Below are 23,910 nucleotides of genomic sequence, written 5' to 3' on the forward strand. Positions count from 1 at the left end.
ATGCGCGGCCCTCACAACATCATCCGCCTGATCCGCACCGGCGCCACCCTGGTCCGCGCCGGGGCCATGAATGTGGTGCTCGACGCCTTTGACGCACCGGCGCCGCTGCGCATGGTCGCCTATACGCTGGGCTGGCCGTTTCAGTGGCTTGGCTACAAGGGCGACCCCGCCATGCCCCCCGCCACCCGCGCCCTGACGGCGCTGGGACCGGCCTATATCAAATTCGGTCAGGTGCTCTCTACCCGGCCCGATGTGGTGGGCGATGACATGGCCCGGCAGCTGCGCGTGCTGCAGGACAAGCTGCCGCCCTTCCCGCGCGAGGTCGCCATGGCCGAGGTGGAAAAGGAACTGGGCCGCCCGGTATCAGAGATCTTTTCCGAATTTTCCGACCCCATCGCCGCCGCCTCCATCGCACAGGTGCACCGCGCCCGCGTGGCGGGAACCGGTCTGGATGTGGCAGTCAAAGTGCTGCGTCCCGGCGTGGAACGTGCCTTCCGCAAGGATGTGGACGCCTTCTACTTTGCCGCCCGCATCGTCGAGCTCTGCGCGCCGGGGGCCCGGCGTCTGCGCCCGATGGAGGTGGTTACCCATTTCGACGGTGTCGTGCGCGGCGAACTGGACCTGCGCCTCGAAAGCTCTGCCGCATCGGAATTTGCCGACAATACCGCAGGCGATGCAGGTTTTGCCCTGCCCCCCGTCCAGTGGGACCTGTCGGCCCGCCGGGTCATGACCCTCGGCTGGGCAGACGGGCTGCCGATCGGTGACAATGCCGCATTGGACGCCGCAGGCCACGACCGCCACGCTCTGGGCGAGCGGGTGTTGTCGCTGTTTCTCAACCACGCCCTGCGCGACGGGTTTTTCCACGCGGACATGCATCAGGGCAACATGAAGGTCGCGGCCAATGGCGACATCATCGCCTATGACTTTGGCATCATGGGACATATTGATCTCTATACCCGCCGGGTCTACGCCGAGATCCTCTATGGTTTCATCAAACGCGACTACCAGCGCGTGGCCGAGGTGCATTTCGAGGCGGGCTATGTGCCGGCCACGCAGGACGTCGATGAATTCGCCCGCGCCCTGCGCGCCGTGGGCGAGCCGATCTTCGGCATGGATGCCTCTCATATCTCGATGGGGCGGTTGCTGAACTATCTCTTTGAAGTGACCGAACGCTTCGGCATGGAAACCCGCACCGAGCTGATCCTGCTGCAGCGCACCATGGTGGTGGTCGAGGGCGTGGCGCGCTCGCTGGATCCGCGCATCAACATCTGGGATGTGGCCAAGCCGGTGGTAGAGGAATACATCAAATCCTCCATCGGCCCGCGCGCCATTGCCTCGGATCTCGGCAAGACCGCCATGGTGCTTGCCCGCTTCGGCCCCCGCCTGCCGGGTCTGGTGGAACGCGCCCTGATCGCCCAGGCCCAGACACCCGAGCCGCAGCAGGTGCGCCGCTCCTGGAAACGCGCCGCAGCGCTTGGCGCCGCCGCAGGCGTCCTCGCAACTCTGCTCGTCAGCCAGCTGCTCTGAACGCGGGCCCACATCCCAGAACACCAAAGGGCGCGGCCGCGTCATGTTTCGCAGCCGCGCCCTTTCATCTTTTCTCAAATACCTTGGGGTGAATGACCCGCAGGGTCAGAGGGGCAAAGCCCCTACCGCAGGCAGCCCCTCACAGCCGCTCGATTGCCAGTGCGATGCCCTGACCACCACCGATGCACATGGTGATGATCGCCCGCTTACCGCCGGTCCGTTCCAGCTCATAGAGCGCCTTGACGGTGATGATGGCACCTGTTGCCCCCACCGGATGGCCCAGCGCAATCGCACCGCCATTGGGGTTGACCCTGGAGGCATCCAGCCCCAGCGCCTTGTTCACCGCCAGCGCCTGAGCGGCAAAGGCCTCGTTGGATTCGATCACGTCGAAATCGCCGGCCGTCATGTCGATCCGGGCCAGCAGCTTTTCGACCGCGGGGATCGGACCGATGCCCATCACCTCCGGGCGGACACCCGCATGGGCGTAGCCGAGGATCCGCGCCTTCGGCTTCAGCCCGGCCTTTTCCGCCGCATCCGCACGGGCCAATACCAGCGCAGCCGCACCGTCGTTGATCCCGGAGGCATTGCCCGCCGTCACCCGGCCATCCTTCTTGAACACCGCCCGCAACCCGGCCAGGGCCTCCATGGAGGTGGCTTTCGGGTGCTCGTCCACATCAAACGCCACCAGATCGCGTTTGACCTTCACCTCGACCGGGACAATCTGATCCTTGAAATATCCCGCCTCGATGGCCGCTGCGGCGCGGGTCTGGCTCGCCATGGCGAACTCATCCATCTGCGCGCGGGTGATGTCATGTTCATCCGCCACATTTTCCGCCGTGACCCCCATGTGCCCGGTTCCAAAGGGACAATTCAGGGCGCCCAGCATCATGTCGAGAGATTTCACATCGCCCATCTTCTGCCCCCAGCGCGTTGCGGGCATGATGAAAGGGCTGCGCGACATGCTCTCGGCACCGCCGGTCAGGGCAAAGTCCGCATCCCCCAGCATCAGCGCCTGGATGCCCGAGACAATCGCCTGCGCCCCCGACCCGCAAAGGCGATTGACGTTCATTGCGGGCACGCTTTCGGGCACCCCCGCCTGCATCGCCGCCACCCGCGACAGGTACATATCGCGCGGTTCGGTATTGATTACATGGCCATAAACCACCGAGCCGATCTGCGCAGGCTCAACCCCGGACCGCTCCATCGCAGCCTGTGCCACCACGGTGCCAAGGTCGATGGGCGCGGTGTTGGAAAGCGCTCCGCCAAAGGTGCCGATGGCCGTGCGTGCGCCATCCAGAATCACGATATCCGTCATCTCTCTCTCCTCATATCTGTTGCGGCGTAGTATGCATCCGCAGCATGGTGCTGTCGCGCGCAACGTCCCGTCATTGACAGCTCCTGCGCCGCAGGCCATGACTCCGTTATGACGGACACGACGAATGACATATTAACCCTTTTGCCTGCACGCCTGAAAGAGGCGCGGCGGGCGCAGGGTCTGAGCCTGGAAGCGGTCGCGAACCTCTCCGGGGTCAGCCGCTCCATGGTGAGCCAGATCGAACGCGGCGAGAGCTCACCCACGATTGCGACCCTGTGGAACCTGACGCGGGCCTTGCAGGTGGATTTCGCAGGCCTGCTGGAGACTCGCGATGCCGAGGATAGGATCAATGTGCTACGCGCCGCACAAGCCCCTGTCATCGATAACAAATCCGCGCATTGCAGCATCGCCATCCTGTCCCCGCCCGAAGATGTGGGCGGCCATGAGGTCTATGATATCCGCTTCAAACCGGATGGGGCGCTGGTCAGCCCGCCACATGGGCCCGGCACGCAGGAGCAGCTGACGGTGCTGGAGGGCACAGTTGTCGTGACCTCGGGCACCGCCCGCGAGGAACTGTTTCCCGGCGATACCGCACGCTATCCCGCCGATGTGACCCATGCGATCATGGCGCCGGCCGGGGCAGCGCGGGTGTTTCTGATCGTCAAAAATGGCTGAGACACCGCCCGAAAGGCCTCCCCTCCCCAAATCCTCATGCGAAATTTCCGCTGAACGGCGCAGAATCCGTAATCACGGATAGTTTTCCGTGATACGCGTATATTCCGTCTTTACGGACATGTATCCAATATGACAGACTTCGGGAAACAGCCGGAGTTCTGCCCATGTCCACTACTGCCTTTCTCAGCCACATCAGCGAAACCCTGACGCAGATCGAAGCGGACGGTCTCTTTAAACGCGAGCGCCTGATCACCTCGCCTCAGGCCGGCCATATTACCGTCGGCCGCCATGAGGTGATCAACCTATGCGCGAACAACTATCTGGGTCTTGCCGATCACCCGGACCTGATCCGGGCCGCCAAGGAGGTGATGGACGACAAAGGATTCGGCATGGCCTCCGTGCGGTTCATCTGCGGGACCCAGGATCTGCACCGGGAGCTGGAGCAGCGTCTGGCGCAGTTCCTCGGCACCGACGATTCGATTCTCTTTGCGGCGTGTTTTGACGCCAATGGCGGATTGTTCGAACCGCTCCTCGGGCCGGAAGATGCCATCGTGTCGGACAGTCTGAACCATGCCTCCATCATCGACGGCATCCGCCTGTGCAAGGCGCAGCGCTATCGCTATGCCAACAACGACATGGAGGATCTGGAGGCGCAGGTGAAAGCCGCACGGGCCAAAGGGGCTCGGCATGTGATGATTGCCACCGACGGGGTCTTTTCCATGGATGGCACCCTCGCCAACCTGCCTGCGATCCGGGACATTGCGGATCGCCACGACGCGGTGGTGATGGTCGATGATTGCCATGCCACCGGTTTCATGGGCCCGCGCGGCGCCGGCACCCCGGATCATTTCGGCGTCGAGGTGGATATTCTGACCGGCACGCTGGGCAAGGCGCTTGGCGGCGCCATCGGCGGCTATATCGCCGGGCCGCAACCGGTGATCGACCTGTTGCGCCAGCGCGCCCGGCCCTATCTGTTTTCCAACTCCCTGCCGCCTGCCGTCGTTGCCGCCGGGATCGAGGCCCTGCGTCTGGTCGAGAACGGCGCGGAGCTGCGGGCACAGCTGTTTGAAAACGCGCGTTTCTGGCGCGACGGGCTGACGGCGCTGGGGTTCGATCTTCTGCCCGGCGAACACCCGATCATTCCGGTGATGCTGGGCGATGCCAAGCTGGCACAGGCGATGGCGGCGGCGCTGTTTGACGAAGGGGTCTATGTCTCGGGCTTTTTCTTTCCGGTCGTCCCCAAGGGGCAGGCGCGCATCCGAACCCAGATGAATGCTGCCCTGACCCGGGACGATCTGACCCGGGCGCTTGGTGCGTTTGAACGGGCCGGCAAGGCCTGTGGAGTGATCTGACATGTTGCCCAACACAATGAAAGCACTGGAGAAATCCAAACCCGAGGAAGGTTTGTGGATGGTGCAGGCCCCGGTCCCCGAGATCGGCCCGGACGAGGTGCTGATCCGGGTCAACAAGACCGGCATCTGCGGCACCGACATTCACATCTGGAACTGGGACGACTGGGCCGCCCATACGGTGCCGGTGCCGATGATCACCGGCCATGAGTTCGCCGGCGAGATTGTCGAGCTGGGCCGCAATGTGACCGGGCTTTCGCTGGGGCAGCGTTGTTCCGGCGAGGGGCATCTGATCGGCAAGGACAGTCGGCAGTCGCGGTCGGGCAAGTTTCACCTCGACCCCGGCACCCGCGGCATTGGCGTCAATGAACAGGGGGCCTTTGCCCGCTATCTGCGCCTGCCTGCCTTCAATGTGGTGCCGCTGCCCGATGACATCCCGGACGAAATCGGCGCGATCCTCGATCCGCTGGGCAATGCGGTGCATACGGCGCTGAGCTTTGATCTGCTGGGCGAGGATGTGCTGATCACCGGGGCCGGGCCGATCGGCATCATGGCTGCCGCCGTCGCGCGCCATGCGGGGGCGCGCAATGTGGTGATCACCGATGTGAACCCGGACCGGCTGGCGCTGGCGCAGGAGGTCACGCGGGTGCGGGCGGTGAATGTCGCCAAGGAGGATCTGCAGGACGTCAAACACGAGCTGGGCCTGAAAGAGGGCTTTGACGTCGGGCTGGAGATGTCCGGCAATCAGGCCGCATTGGACCAGATGGTCGAGGCGCTGGTGATGGGCGGCAAGATCGCCCTGCTGGGCATTCCGCCGGGCAAATCCCCGGTGGATTGGTCGCGGATCGTGTTCAAGGCGATCACGCTCAAAGGGGTATACGGCCGCGAGATGTTCGAGACCTGGTACAAGATGATCGCCATGCTGCAGAACGGTCTGGATGTCAGCAAGGTCATCACCCACCGGTTCGGGGTCGATGATTTTGCCGCTGGTTTCGCCGCGATGAAGTCCGGCCAGAGCGGCAAGGTGGTGCTGGATTGGACCGGCGCTTGACGGCCGTCGCCCAGAGTGCGGGCTGAACGCCACCCAAAACGCGGTGAAGGCCTGCGGAAGAGCTGATGAAGAGCCGGAAGAAAAAAGGCAGGTCCCGGATCGTTGGGACCTGCCTTGGAGTGGACACCGTGAGGTACGGCTGAGCGCCTCGTAATGACAGGGAGCCGTTCCGCTGGGGACTGCAGATCGGTCGGCACGTCAGCCGTACGCCCCCTTATACAACCTCTGCGGTATAAATCACAATACTGCTACCGCAAAAGATGGGGATTTTCGCCGAATTTTGCGCAACTCACCCCTTGGGCGCCAGCTTTGTGCGGCCATTGGGTGTCAGACACCAGGCCTCGCGCCCCTCGAAGACAACGGGAACCAAAGGTCGCCCATAGCCCGCGCCGCAGTCGATATCGACGCGGTTTCCATAGTGGACGGGCTGCTGTTCGGCGGTGTGACCATGCACCACGAGCCAGGGATACTCGCGGGTATCTTCCAGAAAGCCCTTCCGGATCCACAGCAGGTCCTCTTCGTCCTGATCGGCCAGCGCCACTCCCGGGCGGATGCCCGCATGCACGAAAAGCAGATCTCCGGTCTGATACGTCAGGGGAAGCTTTGCGAGATAGTCCAGATGCGCCTGCGGCACCGCGGCGCGGGCGGCGCTGTGGACGGCCCATTTGCGATCATGGGGGCCGCAGTCCACCCCGTATGACGCCAGCGTCGCAGCCCCGCCAATTCTGTCGTTGAGATAATAAAGCTCGACCGGCAGGAACGGATCCTCGCGCGGGAAGGCCTCCATGAACCAGCAGAACAAGCGGTCGTGATTGCCCTTGAGACAGGTCCAGTTGCGACCCTCTGCCTGCCCCTGCATCAACCGCTCGATCACGCCGTTGCTGTCCGGACCACGATCCACAAAGTCGCCGGTGAATACCACTTCGGCCTCCGGACCGCCATCGGCCTGGATCAGATCCAGCGCCTCTTCGAGCTGCCCGGTCTGGCCGTGAATATCACCGATGGCGTAAATGGGTCTGGTCATGGCTTTGATGCTTTCATGGTCTGTCCCCCAAGGGCGGGTTCGTTGAAAATCAGGAAGGAAATAGGGCCTTTACGCGCACCAAAGACAAATCACGCCCGGGGTGCAAGACAAAACGGGCCCATCCTTCGATGAGCCCGCCCGTAGCTGTGTGATTGCGCCGCGCGCTCAGACGACGTCGAATTCCAGCGGCTTGATCTGGGTGAACAGACCGGTTTCCGCCAGCTTTGCGCGGGCCTCGGCCGGGACCGGAGCGTCCACATACAGCAGCGCAATCGCCTCGCCGCCGACCTCGGACCGGCCGAGGGTGAAGTTCGCGATGTTCACGTCCATGTCGCCCATGGTGTGGCCCAGCGCGCCGATGATGCCCGGCACGTCGTTGTTGGTAGTATAGAGCATATGCGCGCCCACCTCGGCGTCGATGTTGATGCCCTTGATCTGGATGAACCGGGGCTTGCCGTCAGAGAACACGGTGCCCGCCACCGAACGCTCGCGCTTGGAGGTGACCACGGTGACCTTCACATAGCCGTCGAAGGTGCCGGATTTGTCCTGATTGGTGGTGGAAATCTGGATGCCGCGTTCCTTGGCCACAACCGGAGCCGAGACCATGTTCACATCCGGGTTCACCTTTTTCATGATCCCCGCCACGGTGGCGCAGTTCAGCGCCTCGAGGTTCATTTCCGCCGCGACACCATCATAGAGCACGTTGATCGCGGTGATCGGCTCGTCCGTCATCTGGCCTGCAAAGGCCCCGAGGTGTTCGGCCAGCTTGATCCAGGGGCCCATGACCTTGGCCTCTTCTGCGGTGACCGACGGCATGTTGAGCGCGTTTTCAACGGCACCGGTCAGCAGGTAGTTCGCCATCTGATCGGCAACCTGCAGGGCGACGTTTTCCTGTGCTTCGGTGGTTGCGGCCCCAAGGTGCGGGGTGCAGACCACATTCGGCAGGGCGAAGAGGGGGTTTTCCTTGGCCGGCTCGACAGAGAACACGTCAAAGGCGGCGCCGGCCACATGGCCGGAGGTCAGCGCCTCGGCCAGAGCGGCCTCATCCACCAATCCGCCACGAGCACAGTTGATGATGCGCACGCCTTTCTTGGTCTTGGCAAGGTTCTCGCGGCTCAGGATGTTCTTGGTCTGCTCGGTCAGCGGCACGTGCAGGGTGATGAAATCGGCGCGTGCCAGCAGCTCGTCCAGCTCAACCTTTTCGACTTGCATCTTCCTGGCCTTTTCCTCGGTGAGGAAGGGGTCATAGGCCACGACTTTCATCTTCAGGCCACGGGCCCGGTCGCAGACGATGCCGCCGATATTGCCGGCCCCGATCACGCCGAGGGTCTTGCCGGTCAGCTCCACGCCCATGAATTTGGACTTTTCCCATTTGCCCGCATGGGTCGAGGCAGAGGCCTCGGGGATCTGACGCGCCACGGCGAACATCATCGCAATGGCATGTTCGGCGGTGGTGATCATGTTGCCGAAGGGGGTGTTCATGACGATCACACCCTTTTTCGATGCGGCGTCCTTGTCGATATTGTCGGTGCCGATTCCGGCCCGGCCGATCACCTTCAGATTGGTGGCGGCCTCCAGAATGGTCGGGGTGACGCGGGTGGCGGAGCGGATGGCGAGACCGTCATACTGACCGATGATCTCGGCCAGCTTGTCCTTGTCCTTGCCCACGTCGGGCAGGAAATCCACGTCGATGCCGCGATCGCGGAAGATCTGCACGGCGGCGTCGGAGAGTTTGTCGGAAATGAGTACTTTGGGGGCCATGATGGTGGTCCTTTGTCTGCGGGGGCCGGGAAGCGGCCTGAAATTGGAAACTGGGGTTGGGGGCGCCGCGACGTGACCGCCGGGCGCCGCCCGTCAGCCTTGTGCGGCGATCTCGGCCTCGAAGGCCCAGGCCAGCCAGGGCAGCATGGCCTCGATGTCGCGGGTCTCGACCGTGCCGCCGCACCAGATCCGCAGACCGGCAGGCGCGTCGCGGTAGGCGCCGATGTCCCAGGCGATGCTTTCGCCATCCAGCCGTTTGGCCACGGCCTTGGCAAAGCTGGCGCCGTCCTTGATCCGCTTGTCGGTGAATTTCAGACAGACCGAGGTATTGGACCGCGTCGCCGGGTCATTTGCCAGGTTTTCGATCCAGTCGTTGGCGTAGGTGAAGGCATGGATCGCCCCGGCATTGGCATCCGCCCGCGCAATCAGCCCCTTGAGGCCGCCGACAGAGCGCGCCCAGTCGAGCGCAAAGAGGTAGTCTTCGACGGCGAGCATCGACGGGGTGTTGATGGTTTCGCCCCGGAAGATCCCGTCGATCAGCTTGCCGCCCTTGGTCAGGCGGAAGATCTTGGGCAGCGGCCATGCGGGCGTGTAGGTCTCCAGCCGTTCAACGGCGCGCGGCGACAGGACGATCACCCCATGCGCGGCCTCGCCCCCGAGCACTTTTTGCCAGGAGAAGGTGGTCACATCCAGCTTGTCCCAGGGCAGCTCCTGCGCAAAGGCGGCAGAGGTCGCATCGCAGATGGTCAGCCCCTCGCGGTCATCCGCGATCCAGTCGCCATTGGGCACCCGGACGCCGGAGGTGGTGCCGTTCCAGGTGAAAACCACGTCATTTTTCGGGTCCACGGTGCTGAGGTCGACGATCTCGCCATAGTCGGCGGTCTTCACCTCGGCGTCGATTTTCAGCTGTTTCACCACATCGGTGACCCAGCCCGCGCCAAAGCTTTCCCAGGCGATCATCTCGACCTTGCGCTGGCCCAGCAGGTTCCACATCGCCATTTCAACCGCACCGGTGTCGGAGGCGGGCACGATGCCGATCCTGTAGTCCTCGGGGATGCCCAGAAGCTCGCGGGTGCCTTCGATGGCGGCCAGCAGTTTGGCCTTGCCGACAGCAGCGCGGTGGCTGCGACCCAGAGGCGCGCCGGCGAGTTTGGACAGGTCATAGGTGGGGGGTTTGGCACAGGGGCCAGAAGAAAAACGCGGATTTGCCGGCCGCGTTGCCGGTTGTTCAATAGCCATTTATGCTATCCTTCCAGATAAGCGCCCTTCGTTGGGGAAGGGTGTCCCGCCGACAGGGCTATGCGGCGGCGGGTCGGCTTGCAACTGGAAAAATCGCCCGTTTGCGGCCCTTTGGCCAAAAAATGCGACCCTGCATGACGCCGATCGGAAACTTTCACGGCACGCAGGCTCCGGACTGGCACCTCCGGTAAGGTCCCGTTAAGAGAAGGCAGGCCGATTTGCCCGGAGAACTGACATGTATGTCGCCACATTGCTTGTGAACCCCAACCGCCCGACGCTGGAGCCGACTTTGGTCGAATCGCTCAGGAATGCCTGGGGCGGTGGCGAGGCGCTCTGGCTCGATCCCGGCATCGCGGCGGAATTTGCCCTGACCGAGGTGCCTGCCAACCGCTGGGATGTCTGGGCGGACCTGCAGGGAATGGGGGTGGACCTTGTGGTGCAACCCGCTGAGGGGCGGCGCAAAAAGATGCTGCTGGCGGATATGGACAGCACCATGATCCAGCAGGAATGCATCGACGAGCTGGCGGATGAGGCCGGTGTCGGCGCGCGGGTGAAGGACATCACCGCCCGGGCCATGAACGGCGAGCTGGATTTCGAGGGCGCGCTGACCGAACGGGTCGGACTGCTGAAAGGCCTGCCCGAGACGGTGATCGCACAGGTGCTGGACACGCGGATCACGCTGATGCCCGGCGGCCCGGCGCTGCTGGCGACGATGAAAGCGGAGGGCGCCTATGCGGCGCTGGTCTCGGGTGGGTTCACCGCCTTTACCGCGCGGGTGGCCGAGACGTTGAGCTTTGACGAGAACCGCGCCAATACGCTGATCGTTGCGGATGGCCATCTGACCGGAGAGGTCGCCCGGCCGATCCTGGGCCGCGACGCCAAGGTCGAGGCGCTGGAGCAGATCAGCGCCCGTCTGGGCCTCAGCGCCGCCGATGTGATGGCGGTGGGCGATGGCGCCAATGATCTCGGCATGCTGGGCCGGGCCGGCGCGGGGGTTGCGCTGCATGCCAAACCCTCGGTCGCGGCGGAATGCGATATCCGCATCAACCACGGCGACCTGTCTGCGCTGCTCTATATCCAGGGCTATGCCCGGACTGATTTCAAAGGATAGTCAAAGACATGCTCGAAGTGGGGATCGAGACCCTGCTGCTGTTGATGGTGGCGGGGTTTGCGGCCGGGTTCATCGACGCGGTGGCCGGTGGCGGCGGGTTGATCACGGTGCCGGTGCTGCTGATTGCCGGCGCCGGGCCGGTGACCGCATTGGCCACCAACAAGATCCAGGGCCTGTTTGGCGCTGCGACGGCGGCGCTCTCCTATGCGCGCGGCGGGCATGTGGATTTGCGCGCCCAATGGAGATCGGCGGTGATCGCCTTTTTCGCCTCCATCGCGGGGGCGCTGCTGGTCACTGTGCTGCCGGTCGAGCTGATCCGCTATGCGCTACCGGTGCTGCTGATTGCCATTGCGGTGTTCTTTGCCACCAAGAAGGGCCTTGGCGATGCGGACCGCGCCCGGCGGATGCCGCCTGTGCTGTTTGCGGCCACGATGGTGCCGCTCTGTGCCGCCTATGACGGTCTGTTGGGGCCGGGGGCGGGCAGTTTCTACATGCTGGCCTTTGTCTCTCTTGCGGGCTACGGCGTGCTGAAGGCGACGGCCCATACGAAGATGCTGAACTTTGCCTCCAATGCCGGCGCTCTGGCGGCCTTTGCGGTTGTGGCAACGCCCTGGTGGGTCACCGGCCTCGCGATGGGACTGGCGCAGATCGCCGGCGCCCGGGTCGGGGCGGGACTGGCGCAGAAGCAGGGCGCAAAGATCATCAAACCGCTTCTGGTGCTGACCACGGTTGTTCTGGCCGTCAAACTGATCTGGGATCTGGTCTGATCCGGTTTGGCCCGGTTTTGCCCGGTTTTGATCCGGGCGCTGGCAGGCAGGGGTCGACAGACAGTGCTAGACAGGTAGGGGCAGGCAGGCGCTGAGGGGCAGATAAACCGCCCGTAACCCGTCCACAAAAGCAGAATTGCAGGCAGCGGGCATCGGATGCGGTCCCTATTCGGGGAAAAGCCGGCGAAATCCTGCCAAATCCGTCATTTGCACATGGCCCTCCTGCCGCTAATATGCTTGTGTCGATGATCATGAGGTACGGGCAAAGACAGTGCGCAAACACTGCAAACGGCCGTGGGACATTAAAGACAAGACAGTCTTGGAGGCGGGACGAATGGCATTGAATCTCCGTCGCTTGGCAGGCGCGCTATTGCTGATTGGCATGGCCACCTCGGCGGGCGCACAGCAAGCAACAACCGAAAACCGCGTCGGCGCACATGTGGACTGGAGCGTCTTTGAGGAGACCTCGCCCCGTGAGTGCATCGGCGTATCAGCGCCCAAGGAAAAGGTGAACACCCGCGACGGTCGTGTGGTTGCGGTCCGGCGCAGCGAAGTCCGCCTGTTCGTCTTCTACCGCCCCGACAACGACAACAAGGGTCAGGTGACCTTCACCGGCGGCTACCCGTTTGCGCCGGGTTCGACCGTGAACATGCTGATTGGTGACGCGGAATTCGAGCTGTTCACCGAAGGCGAGTGGGCCTGGCCTGCGACCCCCACCGACGACGCCAAGATCATTACCGCGATGAAACGCGGCACCGATGCGGTGCTGACAGCGCGATCCTCGCGCGGGACCCAGACCAAGGATACGTTCTCCTTGCTCGGCTTCACCGCAGCGATCGAGGATGCGGAGAAACGCTGCGCCGGGTGATCCGGTCCTGAGCGCGCGGCTGCCCCTTCGGGCGCAGGCCTAAAGCGGCAGGTCTTGAGCAGCAGACTGTTTCGGGACTGAGCGTGCTGGCGGGGTCCCGGCCAGCCAGCGGGGCCACGGATATTGGGCGGCAGATCTTTGGCGGCGGGCATTGGCCCTGCCGCCTTTTTCGTGCCAAATCAGAGGATCAGGTCGTAATCCTGGCCGCACTCCCGGCCGGGGGGCCGCGCGGTTTCACAGCAAACGGGCGCCCGCCACCGCCATGCAATCCACGCAATGCGGCTGGCCGCGGGCACCTTTTGCGTGAGATTCCTTTTGATCTTGGGCCGATCTCCTATATAGAGCCGCATCCACCCTTATTCTGTTCACCAGCCAGCGAGTCCGCCTCATGACCGCCTCCGCGCCGATTACCCAAGATGTCCTGACCCTGCCCCGCAAGGAGCCGGAGGGGGACAAGATCAACCTTGTCGGCCTGACCCGTGACCGGATGCGGGAGGTGCTGATCGAAAACGGCACGCCCGAGAAACAGGCCAAGATGCGGGTCGGACAGATCTGGCAGTGGATCTACCAATGGGGTGTGCGCGACTTTGCCGCGATGACCAATCTGGCCAAAGCCTATCGCGCGCAACTGGAAGAGACCTTTGAAATCCGCATCCCCGAGGTTGTGAGCAAGCAAGTGTCGACCGATGGCACCCGCAAATATCTGGTGCGGATCGCCGGCGGCCATGAGGTCGAGGTGGTCTATATTCCCGAAGACGATCGCGGCACCCTGTGTATTTCGAGCCAGGTCGGCTGTACGCTGACCTGCACGTTCTGCCACACCGGCACCCAGAAACTGGTGCGCAACCTGACACCTGCGGAAATCGTCGGTCAGGTGATGATGGCGCGGGACGATCTGGAGGAATGGCCGACCCCCGGCGCGCCCAAGGACGAGACCCGTCTGCTGTCCAATATCGTGCTGATGGGCATGGGCGAACCGCTCTACAATTTCGACAATGTGCGCGATGCGATGAAGATCGCGATGGACCCGGAGGGGATTTCCTTGTCGCGCCGTCGCATCACCCTGTCGACCTCGGGTGTGGTGCCGGAGATTGCCCGCACGGCGCAGGAGATCGGCTGTCTGCTCGCGATCTCGTTCCATGCCACCACGGATGAGGTGCGCGATGTGCTGGTCCCGATCAACCGGCGCTGGAACATCGAAACCCTGCTGGAGGCGCTGGCGCATTATCCCAAGGTGTCGAACTCGGAGCGGATCACGTTTGAATATGTGATGCTGGACGGGGTGAATGACAGCGATGAGGATGCGCACCGTCTGCTGGATCATATCAAGCGGCACAAGATCCCGGCCAAGATCAACCTGATCCCGTTCAACGAATGGCCCGGTGCGCCCTACAAACGGTCGTCGAACAACCGGATCCGGGCCTTTGCGAATATCATCTATCAGGCGGGCTATGCCTCGCCCATCCGCAAGACGCGCGGCGACGATATCATGGCGGCCTGCGGCCAGTTGAAATCCGCCACCGAACGCGCCCGCGAGAGCCGCAAACAGATCGAGGCCGAGGCGGGCGTCGCCAAAGCCTAGCGCCGTGGCTCCGCCCGGCCACGCGGGCGGCAACAAGCGGGGCAAGCGCGCAGACGCTCGGCAAGACGTGGGCCGGACGTGGGCAAGACGGTCCACAAGATGACCTCAAGACCTGGGCAAGACCACCACAGGCGTCCCGAAAAACCGGGGCGCCTTATTCTTACCCAAGTTATGCAAAATTTGCGCCATTTCCTGCGGACAGTCTCGGAATCAGAAACAGTATCCTGAGCGGATAAAAAAGAAAAAGAGGCATGACAATGTTGGCACAGCAGGTAACTACGATGGACGACGGCATTCTCTCACTGCTGCGCGAAGAGCGGCGCAAGGCGCTGAGCACGCGCGAATGGCAGTTCCGTCTGCGGGGCTACGGCCTGGCCGTTCAGGATGAGGACGGCGCGAAAATTCTGACCCGTCTGCCACGTGGTGAAGCCATCGGCGTCTTGCCCGCCGATATGGCCTGACATGACTTGAGAGACGGCCTGAGGGTCCTTCAGGCCATCACAGGGGCTCCGCGCCGAAGGTATCCCGGCGCGGGTCTGGATCTGGCGAGAACCGGGACAGGCGGCGCGGCCCTCAGCGATCGCGCCCGGGCAGGCTCTGGCGCGGAGGTTGCGGGTTCCAGGCCTCGATCACGGCAATCGCCTCATCAGCGGTTTCCACGAATTTGAACAGCTCCAGATCCTGGTCCGATATGGTGCCGGCATCGGCCAGCGCCTCCCAGTTGATGATCTTTTCCCAAAAGGCGCGACCGAACAGCACAAAGGGCATCGGCTCCATCCGGCCGGTCTGGATCAGGGTCAGCGCCTCGAACATCTCATCGAGGGTGCCAAAGCCGCCGGGAAAGATGCAGATCGCCTCGGCCCGCATCAGGAAATGCATCTTGCGGATCGCAAAATAGTGGAAGTTGAAGCACAGCTCCGGGGTGACATATTCGTTCGGGGCCTGCTCATGCGGCAACACGATATTGAGGCCGACCGACTCGCCGCCCGCGTCCACAGCGCCACGGTTGCCCGCCTCCATCACGCCGGGGCCGCCGCCGGTCACCACGACATGACGCCGCCCGCCGGTGGTTTGCGACTTCTCCGTCATTTTCTGCGCGAACAGCCGGGCCTCATCATAGAAATGGCTGAGATCGGCCAGCGTCTGCGTGCGGGCCTTGTGCTTGTCGGCAGGGGCGGGAATGCGGGCGCCGCCGAACATCACCACGGTGCTTTCGATGCCCCTTTCATCCAGCATCAGCTGCGGCTTCAGTAGCTCCAGCTGCAGACGGACCGGGCGCAATTCGTCCCGGCACAGAAACCCTTCGTCCGCGAAGGCGAGCTGATAGACCGGGGATTGGGTCTGGGGGGTCACGGGCACGTGCTCTGCGCGGTTGCGGTCAGAGCTGGCGTCGGGGAAACTGCTGTGGCGATCGTCACTCATATTTAATGCTGCCTGTGTTGCGAAATCGATAATCAGCCCCTGACATAGCCCGGATGCGGCGCGCAAACCAGCGCCGAAACCGGCGGGGTCCCTCTTGCCTCCGGTCAGGAATGGCCTAGGGTTCGCCGCGAATACACAGACACGAGGCATGATGATGGACTGGAAGCCCCTGATCTCCGGAGCCTGCACCCGGATTGCGGCGCATGTTGTGAAAACCCCGGTTATGACCGTGCAGAGCTTCGGGCTGGCCTATCCGGTGGAGCTGAAGCTGGAACAGATGCAGCACGCAGGCAGTTTCAAGGCGCGCGGCGCGTTCAATACGCTGCTGTCGCATCCGGTGCCCGAGGCCGGTCTGGTGGCCGCATCCGGTGGCAACCATGGCGCCGCCGTGGCCTTTGCGGCGCGGGCGCTGGGCCACAAGGCGCGGATCTACGTGCCGGAGATCGCGGGGCAGACAAAGATCGACCTGATCCGGTCCACCGGCGCCGACCTGGAGGTGGTCCCCGGTGCCTATGCCAATGCCCTGGACGCCGCCCGCATCTGGGAGCAGGAGACCGGCGCGATGCAGATCCACGCCTATGATGCGCCCGCCACGATTGCCGGTCAGGGCACGCTGTTTGCCGAATGGGAGGCGCAGGGGCTGGAGGCCGATACGATTCTGGTCGCGGTCGGCGGCGGCGGCTTGATCGGGGGGGCGCTGGGCTGGCTGCAGGGCCGGCGCAAGGTGGTGGCCGTGGAACCCGCCACCTCCTGTGCGATGAAAGCGGCGCTGATGGCGCACAGGCCGGTGGATGTGGATGTCAGCGGCATCGCCGCCAATGCGCTGGGCGCGCGCCGGATCGGCGATCTGAGCTTTGAGCTGGCCCACGAGTTGCGCATTCCCAGCGTTATCGTCTCGGATGCGGCGATCGAGACGGCGCAGCATGCGCTGTGGCGGGACCATCGCCTGCTGGTGGAGCCGGCCGGCGCGACGGCGCTCGCGGCCTTGATGTCCGGGGCCTACCTGCCTGCCGAGGGCGAGAGGGTCGCTGTCCTGCTTTGTGGCGGCAATATCGACCCGGAGCCGCTGAGCGATCCCGCCACACAATTGGATGTCCTGTTCAGCTGAACGGCACAAACCCTTGCGGCGCGGCACCGTGCAGCCTATCGAGCAGGCATGAGTGAGACCACAGCCGACAAGATTTTTCGCGCCCTCATGGAGCGGGTCATTACCGGCGACCTTGCCGCAGGTGAAAAGCTGCGACAGGATCACATCGCCCGTGAATATGACGCCTCACATGTGCCGGTGCGCGAGGCGTTCCTGAGGCTCGAAGCCAAGGGACTGGCGAAATCCGTGCCCCGCCGGGGCATGCGGGTGACCGATCTGGAGCCCACGGAAATCCGGGAAGTGATCGAAATGCGGGTGGCGCTGGAGGTGCTGGCGCTGTCTCATGCGGTGGCCCGCCACGATGCGGAAACGCTGGCGGAGCTGAACCTGGCGCGGATTGCCTGTGACGCCGCCGTGGACATGTTCGAGTGGGACCGTTGCAATCGCCAGTTCCACCGGTGCCTGTTGGCCCCCTGTGCGATGCCGCGGGTTCTCTCTGCTGTGGAGGATCTGCATATCGCCGCTGCGCGACATTTGTTTGCCTATTGGAAAGACCGCTGGGTGGCGCGCCCCGACAGCGATCATGCCGCGCTTCTGGATGCGGTCCGTCGGCAGGACAGCAAACTGGCCTGTGATCTGCTGCGCGATCACCTGCGCCGGGTCAGCTAGGGCGCAGCACGGGTCAGGCTGGCTGGTCAGGCCGGTAGGACAGGCCGGTAGGACAGGGCAATTGGACGGGGCAATTGGACGGGCTGGCTGGACGGCGTTTGTGGTCCCGGTGGCCGCCTGTCGTGGCGTGGGCGGCGTTCTGGGCATGACCTGCCCGCCAATTGCGGCTATAAGCGCGCGAATCCAACAAAACCCGGAGCCGGAACACATGTCCAACGCTGAGCTGGAAACCGCAATCGAGGCCGCCTGGGAGGCCCGTGACACTATCACCCCCGCCACAACCGGCGAAACCCGCGACGCCATCGAGGAAACCCTCGCGGCACTCGACGGGGGCACATTGCGGGTTGCGGAAAAGCAGGCCTCGGGCGACTGGCATGTGAACCAATGGGCCAAAAAAGCCGTCTTGCTCGGCTTTCGCATCAAGGACATGGAAGAGCAATCCGGCGGCCCGCAGGGGTCCGGCTGGTGGGACAAGGTCGACAGCAAGTTCAAGGGCTGGGCCGCCTCCGACTGGAAAACCGCAGGGTTTCGCGCGGTGCCGAACGCTGTTGTCCGCAAATCCGCCTATATCGCGCCCGGCGTGGTGCTGATGCCGTCTTTCGTGAACCTCGGCGCCTATGTCGATGAGGGCACCATGGTCGATACATGGGCCACCGTCGGCTCCTGCGCCCAGATCGGCAAGAATGTGCACCTGTCCGGCGGCGTCGGCATCGGGGGCGTGCTGGAGCCGATGCAGGCCGGACCGACCATCATCGAGGACAACTGTTTTATCGGGGCGCGCTCCGAGGTGGTCGAGGGCTGTATCATCCGCGAAGGGTCCGTCCTCGGCATGGGGGTCTTCATCGGCCAGTCCACCAAGATCGTCGATCGCGAAACCGGCGAAGTCATGTACGGTGAAGTGCCGCCCTATTCGGTGGTTGTCGCAGGCTCCATGCCGTCGAAGAACGGCATCAACCTCTATTGCGCCGTGATCGTGAAGCGCGTGGACGAGAAGACCCGCTCCAAGACCGGGATCAACGAGCTGCTGCGCGACTGATCCCCTGCCCCGGTCCGTGACCGGCAGGGACACAGCGCGGCCCGGAACCGGGCCTGCAGATAAAAACAGGCAGCTTCGGCTGCCTGTTTGCCTTTGGGGCCAGGGGGAGACGGAGCTGGCCTGAGCCGGACGGGGCTGAACTGGGGTGGTGCCCGGCCTGCCCTAGTCGAGGATCGCGGGCAGCGTCAGACCGTGCTCGCGGGCGCAGTCCCGGGCGATCTCATAGCCCGCATCGGCATGGCGCATGACACCTGTGGCCGGGTCATTCCACAGCACGCGGGCAATGCGGCGGTCGGCGTCCTCGGTGCCGTCACAGCAGATCACGACGCCGGAATGCTGCGAAAACCCCATGCCGACGCCGCCGCCATGATGCAGCGACACCCAGGTCGCCCCGGAGGCGGTATTGAGCAGCGCGTTCAGAAGCGGCCAGTCGGAGACCGCGTCAGAGCCATCCTGCATCGCCTCGGTTTCCCGGTTCGGAGAGGCGACAGAGCCGCTGTCGAGGTGATCGCGGCCAATCACCACCGGCGCCGAGAGCTCGCCGGTGCGGACCATCTCGTTGAAGGCGAGGCCTGCCTTGTGACGGTCGCCCAGACCGATCCAGCAAATCCGCGCGGGCAGGCCCTGGAACGCAATCCGGTCCGCCGCCATATCGAGCCAGCGGTGCAGGCCGTCGTTGTCGGGAAACAGCTCCTTCATCTTGGCGTCGGTCTTGCGGATATCCTCGGGGTCGCCCGAGAGCGCAACCCAGCGAAAGGGACCGATGCCGCGACAGAACAATGGCCGGATGTAGGCCGGCACAAACCCGGGGAAATCAAAGGCGTTCTCCAGCCCTTCTTCCAGGGCCATCTGGCGGATATTGTTGCCATAATCCACGGTCGGGATGCCTGCGGCGTGGAACTCGCACATGGCCGCGACCTGAATTTTCATCGAGGCACGGGCGGCCCTTTCCACCGCTTTGGGGTCACTTTCGCGGCGCTGTTTCCACTCTCCCATGGTCCAGCCCAGCGGCAGGTAGCCATTCACCGGGTCGTGGGCCGAGGTCTGGTCGGTCACGATATCGGGGCGCAGGCCACCGGCCTGCATGCGGTTGTGGATCTCGGGAAAGATCTCGGCGGCATTGCCCAGTAGCCCCACCGATTTCGCCTCACCGGCGCGGGTCCAGCGGTCGATCATCGCCAGCGCCTCGTCCAGCGTTTCGGCCTTCTCGTCGAGGTATCTGGTGCGCAGGCGGAAGTCGATCGACGCGGGATTGCAGTCCACCGCCAGACAGCAGGCGCCGGCAAAGACCGCCGCGAGGGGCTGCGCGCCGCCCATGCCGCCGAGGCCGCCGGTCAGGATCCACTTGCCGGTCAGATCGCCGCCATAGTGCTGACGGCCGGCCTCGGCGAAGGTCTCGTAGGTGCCCTGCACGATGCCCTGGGTGCCGATGTAGATCCAGGAGCCGGCGGTCATCTGGCCGTACATCATCAGCCCCTTTTTATCGAGCTCGTTGAAATGATCCCAATTGGCCCAATGGGGCACCAGATTGGAGTTGGCGATCAGAACCCGGGGGGCGTCCTTGTGGGTCGGGAACACGCCCACCGGTTTGCCAGATTGCACCAGCAGGGTCTCGTCCTCCTCCAGCGTCTTCAGGCTGTCGACGATGCGGTCGAAGTCCTGCCAGGTGCGGGCGGCGCGGCCGATGCCGCCGTAGACCACCAGCTCGTGCGGGTTTTCCGCCACATCCGGGTGCAGGTTGTTCATCAGCATCCGCATCGGGGCCTCGGTCAGCCAGGATTTCGCGGTGAGTTCGGGGCCCGTCGCAGGATAGACGTCACGGGTGTTCTTGCGGGGGTCGCTCATGCGGGTCTCCAGTCTGACAGGTCGGTGAGAAGGCGGGAAAGGAATGCGCGCAGACGCGCCGCGCGCTCCGGGTCATAGCGCCAGGGCGGGCATTCATCGCAATAGGTGGCCTGGGCCAGCTCCATCTGGATCGCGTGCCAGCCCGCGGCGGGGCGACCGTAGTGGCGCGTGGTCCAGCCGCCCTTGAAACGGCCATTGAGCACCGAGGTATAGCCCTTGGCCTGGCGGCAAAGAGCCAGCATGCGTGTTTCGATATCGCGCGCGCAGGTGGTGCCCATGTTGGTGCCCAGATTGAAATCCGGCAACCGGCCCTCGAACAGGAACGGGATGTCGCCCCGGATCGAGTGGCAATCATAGAGAATGGCAAAGCCGTGGAGCGCCGCCACCCGCGTCATTTCCGCCTCCAGCGCCGCGTGATAGGGCGCGTGATAGCGGGCGCGCCGGCGGGAGATTTCGGCGGCATCCGGCACCTCGGTCCAGATCGGATTGCCATCGAAATCGGTCAGCGGCACCAGCGTGGTGGTGTTCTGCCCGGGATAGAGGCTCCGGCCCCCGGGGTCGCGGTTCACGTCGATCACATAGCGGTGGACCGGCGTCCGGACGGTGGTGACATCCGGCACCAACCCATCATAGAGGGTGTGGATATGCCAGTCGGTATCGGCCAGCGCCCGGCCCCGGTCGTTCAATGTGGCGCGGATCTCCGGGGGCACCTCGGTGCCGGTATGGGGCAGGCCAAGGATCAGCGGGGAGGCGCCCTGGGTGACCTCGATCATAGGCGCACCCCGATGCCTGCGGCGCGAGCGACATGGCCGTCGCGCACCATGGCGCTGGCGGTTTCGATGTCCGGCGCCAGATAGCGATCCTCGCCCAGGCTGGGGATCTCTGTGCGCAACAGGGCCAGCACATCCTGCAGCCGCGCCGAGGTCCGAAGCGGCGCCCGCGCCTCGACGCCCTGCGCCGCGCAGAGCAGCTCCACCCCGAGGATCACCGACAGGTTCGCGGTCATGCGTCCCAGCCGCAGCGCGCCATGGGCCGCCATGGAGACGTGGTCTTCCTGATTGGCGGAGGTCGGTGTGGAATCGGTGACACAGGGGTTGGCGAGATGTTTGTTCTCGCTCATCAAAGCGGCGGTTGTGACCTCGGCGATCATGAAACCGGAGTTCAGCCCGGGGTTCGGGGTCAGAAAGGGCGGCAGATCGTGGGACAGCGTCGGGTCCACCATCAGCGCCACCCGCCGTTGCGCGATGGCACCGATCTCGGCCACCGCCAGGGCGATCTGATCGGCGGCAAAGCCCACATATTCGGCATGAAAGTTGCCGCCCGACACGATGCGCCCCTCGCTCACCAGCACCAGCGGATTGTCGGTGACCGCATTGGCCTCCACCTCCAGCGTGCGGGCCGACATGCGCAGCACATCCAGCGCCGCGCCGAGCACCTGCGGCTGGCAGCGGATGCAATAGGGGTCCTGCACCCTTGTGTCGCCGTCGCGGTGGCTTTCGCGGATTTCGGAGCCCTCCATGATCGCGCGCATTTCGCGGGCCACGTCGATCTGGCCCGCATGGCCGCGCAGGGCGTGAATCTCGGCGATCAGAGGCGCGGTCGATCCCATGATCGCGTCGGTCGAAAGGGCGGCGATCCCGATGGAGGCTTCGGCCAGATCCCAAGCCTGAAACAGCCCGACCAGGGCGCAGGCGGTCGAGAATTGCGTGCCGTTGATCAGGCCGAGGCCTTCCTTGGGGCCCAGCACGATCGGCTCCAGCCCGGCGCGGCTCAGGGCTTCGGCTGCGGGCAGGCGGGTGCCGTCAAAGGTCGCCTCGCCCGCGCCGATCATCGCGGCGGTCATATGGGCCAGCGGCGCAAGGTCGCCGGACGCGCCGACAGAGCCCTGCGAGGGCACCACCGGGATCACCCCGCGCGCCAGCATCTGCTCGATCTGTTCGATCACCTGCCAGCGCACCCCGGACGCGCCGCGCCCCAGCGACAGCAGCTTCAGCACCATCATCAGGCGGACCTTGTCCTCGGCCAGCGGCGCGCCGACACCGCAGGAATGGCTGAGGATGAGGTTGCGTTGCAGGGTCGCCGTATCCGCAGCGGCGATCTTGGTGGAGGCCAGTTTGCCAAATCCCGTGTTGATGCCATAGACGGGCGCATCCCCTGCCGCAGCGGCGGCAACCAATGCGGCGGCGGCCTCGACTCCCGGGCGGGCGGATGGATCCAGACGGGCGGGCGTGCCGTTGCGATAGATCTCTGCAAGGGTGGCGAGGGTGACGGCGCCGGGCAGCAGCTCGATCATGTGGTTTTCTCCAATATGCCGCCCGTAATCCGGGCATGAAGCGGGTTGAACCCGATGCGGTAGGCCAGCTCGGCCGGGTGCTCCACGTCCCAGATGGCAAGATCGGCGCGCAGACCGGCCGCGATGCGGCCACGGTCGGCCAGACCCAGCGCGCGGGCTGCATTGACCGTCACCCCCGCGAGGGCTTCTTCCGGGGTCAGACGGAACAGGGTGCAGCCCATGTTCAGCGCCAGCAGCAGCGAGGTGAGCGGCGAAGAGCCGGGATTGCAGTCCGTGGCCAGCGCCATCGCCACCCCGTGCTGGCGGAAATATTCAACCGGAGGCGCCTGCGTTTCGCGGAGCGTATAAAACGCCCCAGGCAACAGCACAGCGACCGAGCCTGCCTCGGCCATGGCGCTTGCGTCGGCCTCTGTGGCGTATTCCACGTGATCCACCGACAGCGCACCACGGTCGGCGGCCAGCGCCGCGCCCCCCTGATGCGACAGCTGCTCGGCGTGCAGCTTGACCGGCAGGTTCAGCTCCGCCGCGAGGTCAAAGACCCGGGCGATCTGATCCGGGGAAAAGGCGATCGTCTCGCAGAACCCGTCCACCGCATCGACCAGCCCCTCGGCATGGGCGGCCCGCAGGGTCGGCAGGCAGACCTCGTCCAGATAGGCATCGGCGCGCCCTGCAAATTCCGGCGGCACCGCGTGGGCCCCGAGGAAACTCGTCCGGATCGTCACATTCTGCTGTTGTCCCAGCCTGCGGGCCGCCCGCAGCATGTTCAGCTCGGTTTCACGGTCAAGGCCATAGCCGGATTTCACCTCGATCGTGGTCACCCCTTCGGCGATCAATTGTGCCAGTCGGGGCAGGGCGGTCTCTACCAGGGTGACGATATCCGCAGCCCGCGTCGCCGCCACCGTCGAGACAATACCGCCCCCGGCGCGCGCGACCTCTTCGTAGGAGGCCCCCTTCAGGCGCATCTCGAACTCGCCCGCGCGGTCGCCGCCAAAGACGATATGGGTGTGGCAATCGATCAGCCCCGGTGTCACCAGCCGCCCTGCCAGCGCCTGCCGGGGCCAATCGGCATATGCGTCAGGCACGGCCGCCATCGGCCCGCACCAGACAATGCGCCCGGCCGATACGGCCACGGCGCCCGCTGCCAGGGCCCCATATGCGGCAGGCCCCTCCAGCGTGGCCAGATGCGCCTCGGTCAGCACGTAGTGATCGCCCATTTCGCTCCCTTCGATTTCACTTGCCCGGTAAACGCTATGCGCATAACGTCATTATGTCTATACATATGAGGGTCA

21 protein-coding genes are annotated in these 23,910 nt (G+C 64.5%); 12 read left to right on the forward strand and 9 right to left on the reverse strand.

Annotation, left to right across the window (positions count from 1 at the left end):
• Window positions 1-1,527: a 2-polyprenylphenol 6-hydroxylase gene (gene ubiB, locus FGE21_RS11055; protein ID WP_139663355.1), complete on the forward strand. Its 1,527-nt coding sequence runs from the start codon at window positions 1-3 to the stop codon at window positions 1,525-1,527.
• Between the two features lie 139 nt (window positions 1,528-1,666).
• On the opposite strand, the gene FGE21_RS11060 is transcribed toward ubiB, so the two are convergent.
• Window positions 1,667-2,842 carry an acetyl-CoA C-acyltransferase family protein gene (locus FGE21_RS11060; RefSeq protein ID WP_139663356.1) on the reverse strand — a complete coding sequence of 392 codons (1,176 nt, stop codon included), beginning with the start codon at window positions 2,840-2,842 and terminating at the stop codon, window positions 1,667-1,669.
• A gap of 108 nt (window positions 2,843-2,950) precedes the next feature.
• On the opposite strand from FGE21_RS11060, the gene FGE21_RS11065 reads away from it, so the two are divergent.
• From FGE21_RS11065 to tdh, 3 genes are all read left to right on the forward strand, one after another.
• The gene (locus FGE21_RS11065) at window positions 2,951-3,517 is read left to right on the forward strand and encodes a helix-turn-helix domain-containing protein (RefSeq protein WP_139663357.1); all 567 of its coding nucleotides are present in this window, start codon (window positions 2,951-2,953) and stop codon (window positions 3,515-3,517) included.
• Between the two features lie 164 nt (window positions 3,518-3,681).
• On the forward strand, window positions 3,682-4,869 hold the full coding sequence (locus FGE21_RS11070) for a glycine C-acetyltransferase (protein WP_139663358.1): 1,188 nt from the start codon (window positions 3,682-3,684) through the stop codon (window positions 4,867-4,869).
• A gap of 16 nt (window positions 4,870-4,885) precedes the next feature.
• On the forward strand, window positions 4,886-5,917 hold the full coding sequence (gene tdh / locus FGE21_RS11075) for an L-threonine 3-dehydrogenase (RefSeq protein ID WP_139663497.1): 1,032 nt from the start codon (window positions 4,886-4,888) through the stop codon (window positions 5,915-5,917).
• Window positions 5,918-6,206: 289 nt separating this feature from the next.
• Here the strand turns inward: tdh and FGE21_RS11080 are convergent, their stop codons facing one another.
• The 3 genes from FGE21_RS11080 to FGE21_RS11090 form a co-directional block, all read right to left on the reverse strand.
• Window positions 6,207-6,941, reverse strand: coding sequence for a metallophosphoesterase family protein (locus tag FGE21_RS11080; RefSeq protein ID WP_139663359.1), 735 nt, complete (start codon window positions 6,939-6,941; stop codon window positions 6,207-6,209).
• A 165-nt stretch (window positions 6,942-7,106) separates the two neighbouring features.
• Window positions 7,107-8,702, reverse strand: coding sequence for a phosphoglycerate dehydrogenase (gene serA, locus FGE21_RS11085; RefSeq protein WP_139663360.1), 1,596 nt, complete (start codon window positions 8,700-8,702; stop codon window positions 7,107-7,109).
• Between the two features lie 93 nt (window positions 8,703-8,795).
• Complete coding sequence (locus tag FGE21_RS11090) at window positions 8,796-9,941, reverse strand: phosphoserine transaminase (protein ID WP_139663361.1); 1,146 nt, start codon at window positions 9,939-9,941, stop codon at window positions 8,796-8,798.
• 235 nt (window positions 9,942-10,176) lie between these two features.
• Between FGE21_RS11090 and serB the strand changes: the two genes are divergently transcribed.
• From serB to FGE21_RS11115, 5 genes are all read left to right on the forward strand, one after another.
• A complete protein-coding gene (gene serB, locus FGE21_RS11095) occupies window positions 10,177-11,052 on the forward strand; it encodes a phosphoserine phosphatase SerB (protein WP_139663362.1) in 876 nt (291 codons plus the stop codon).
• A gap of 8 nt (window positions 11,053-11,060) precedes the next feature.
• Window positions 11,061-11,819: a TSUP family transporter gene (locus FGE21_RS11100; protein WP_139663363.1), complete on the forward strand. Its 759-nt coding sequence runs from the start codon at window positions 11,061-11,063 to the stop codon at window positions 11,817-11,819.
• Window positions 11,820-12,153: 334 nt separating this feature from the next.
• On the forward strand, window positions 12,154-12,687 hold the full coding sequence (locus tag FGE21_RS11105; protein ID WP_139663364.1) for an invasion associated locus B family protein: 534 nt from the start codon (window positions 12,154-12,156) through the stop codon (window positions 12,685-12,687).
• A 388-nt stretch (window positions 12,688-13,075) separates the two neighbouring features.
• The gene (rlmN, locus tag FGE21_RS11110; RefSeq protein ID WP_139663365.1) at window positions 13,076-14,269 is read left to right on the forward strand and encodes a 23S rRNA (adenine(2503)-C(2))-methyltransferase RlmN; all 1,194 of its coding nucleotides are present in this window, start codon (window positions 13,076-13,078) and stop codon (window positions 14,267-14,269) included.
• A gap of 251 nt (window positions 14,270-14,520) precedes the next feature.
• Window positions 14,521-14,730, forward strand: a complete 210-nt coding sequence (locus FGE21_RS11115; RefSeq protein ID WP_370285638.1) for a hypothetical protein — start codon at window positions 14,521-14,523, stop codon at window positions 14,728-14,730.
• 112 nt (window positions 14,731-14,842) lie between these two features.
• Here FGE21_RS11115 and FGE21_RS11120 read toward each other — a convergent pair whose 3' ends face one another.
• Window positions 14,843-15,691, reverse strand: a complete 849-nt coding sequence (locus FGE21_RS11120; protein WP_139663366.1) for a TIGR00730 family Rossman fold protein — start codon at window positions 15,689-15,691, stop codon at window positions 14,843-14,845.
• Window positions 15,692-15,845: 154 nt separating this feature from the next.
• Here FGE21_RS11120 and FGE21_RS11125 point away from each other — a divergent pair, with 154 nt between their 5' ends.
• From FGE21_RS11125 to dapD, 3 genes are all read left to right on the forward strand, one after another.
• Complete coding sequence (locus FGE21_RS11125) at window positions 15,846-16,799, forward strand: threonine/serine dehydratase (RefSeq protein ID WP_139663499.1); 954 nt, start codon at window positions 15,846-15,848, stop codon at window positions 16,797-16,799.
• A gap of 48 nt (window positions 16,800-16,847) precedes the next feature.
• On the forward strand, window positions 16,848-17,447 hold the full coding sequence (locus FGE21_RS11130; protein WP_139663367.1) for a GntR family transcriptional regulator: 600 nt from the start codon (window positions 16,848-16,850) through the stop codon (window positions 17,445-17,447).
• Between the two features lie 208 nt (window positions 17,448-17,655).
• Entirely contained in the window at window positions 17,656-18,483 is an 828-nt protein-coding gene (gene dapD, locus FGE21_RS11135; RefSeq protein ID WP_139663368.1) for a 2,3,4,5-tetrahydropyridine-2,6-dicarboxylate N-succinyltransferase, read from the forward strand.
• Between the two features lie 162 nt (window positions 18,484-18,645).
• Here the strand turns inward: dapD and hutU are convergent, their stop codons facing one another.
• The 4 genes from hutU to hutI are packed head-to-tail and all read right to left on the reverse strand — an operon-like array spanning window position 18,646 to window position 23,835.
• The gene (gene hutU, locus FGE21_RS11140) at window positions 18,646-20,328 is read right to left on the reverse strand and encodes a urocanate hydratase (RefSeq protein ID WP_139663369.1); all 1,683 of its coding nucleotides are present in this window, start codon (window positions 20,326-20,328) and stop codon (window positions 18,646-18,648) included.
• Window positions 20,325-21,101: an N-formylglutamate deformylase gene (gene hutG, locus FGE21_RS11145; protein ID WP_139663370.1), complete on the reverse strand. Its 777-nt coding sequence runs from the start codon at window positions 21,099-21,101 to the stop codon at window positions 20,325-20,327. Before hutG ends, hutU begins: the two co-directional genes overlap by 4 nt.
• Window positions 21,098-22,621, reverse strand: a complete 1,524-nt coding sequence (gene hutH, locus FGE21_RS11150) for a histidine ammonia-lyase (protein WP_139663371.1) — start codon at window positions 22,619-22,621, stop codon at window positions 21,098-21,100. Before hutH ends, hutG begins: the two co-directional genes overlap by 4 nt.
• Window positions 22,618-23,835 (reverse strand): imidazolonepropionase, encoded by a 1,218-nt coding sequence (hutI, locus tag FGE21_RS11155; RefSeq protein WP_139663372.1) that lies wholly within the window; start codon window positions 23,833-23,835, stop codon window positions 22,618-22,620. Before hutI ends, hutH begins: the two co-directional genes overlap by 4 nt.
• Window positions 23,836-23,910 lie beyond the last annotated feature (75 nt).

The sequence above is a fragment of the Phaeobacter sp. B1627 genome (assembly GCF_006265095.1).
Classification (GTDB): domain Bacteria; phylum Pseudomonadota; class Alphaproteobacteria; order Rhodobacterales; family Rhodobacteraceae; genus Epibacterium.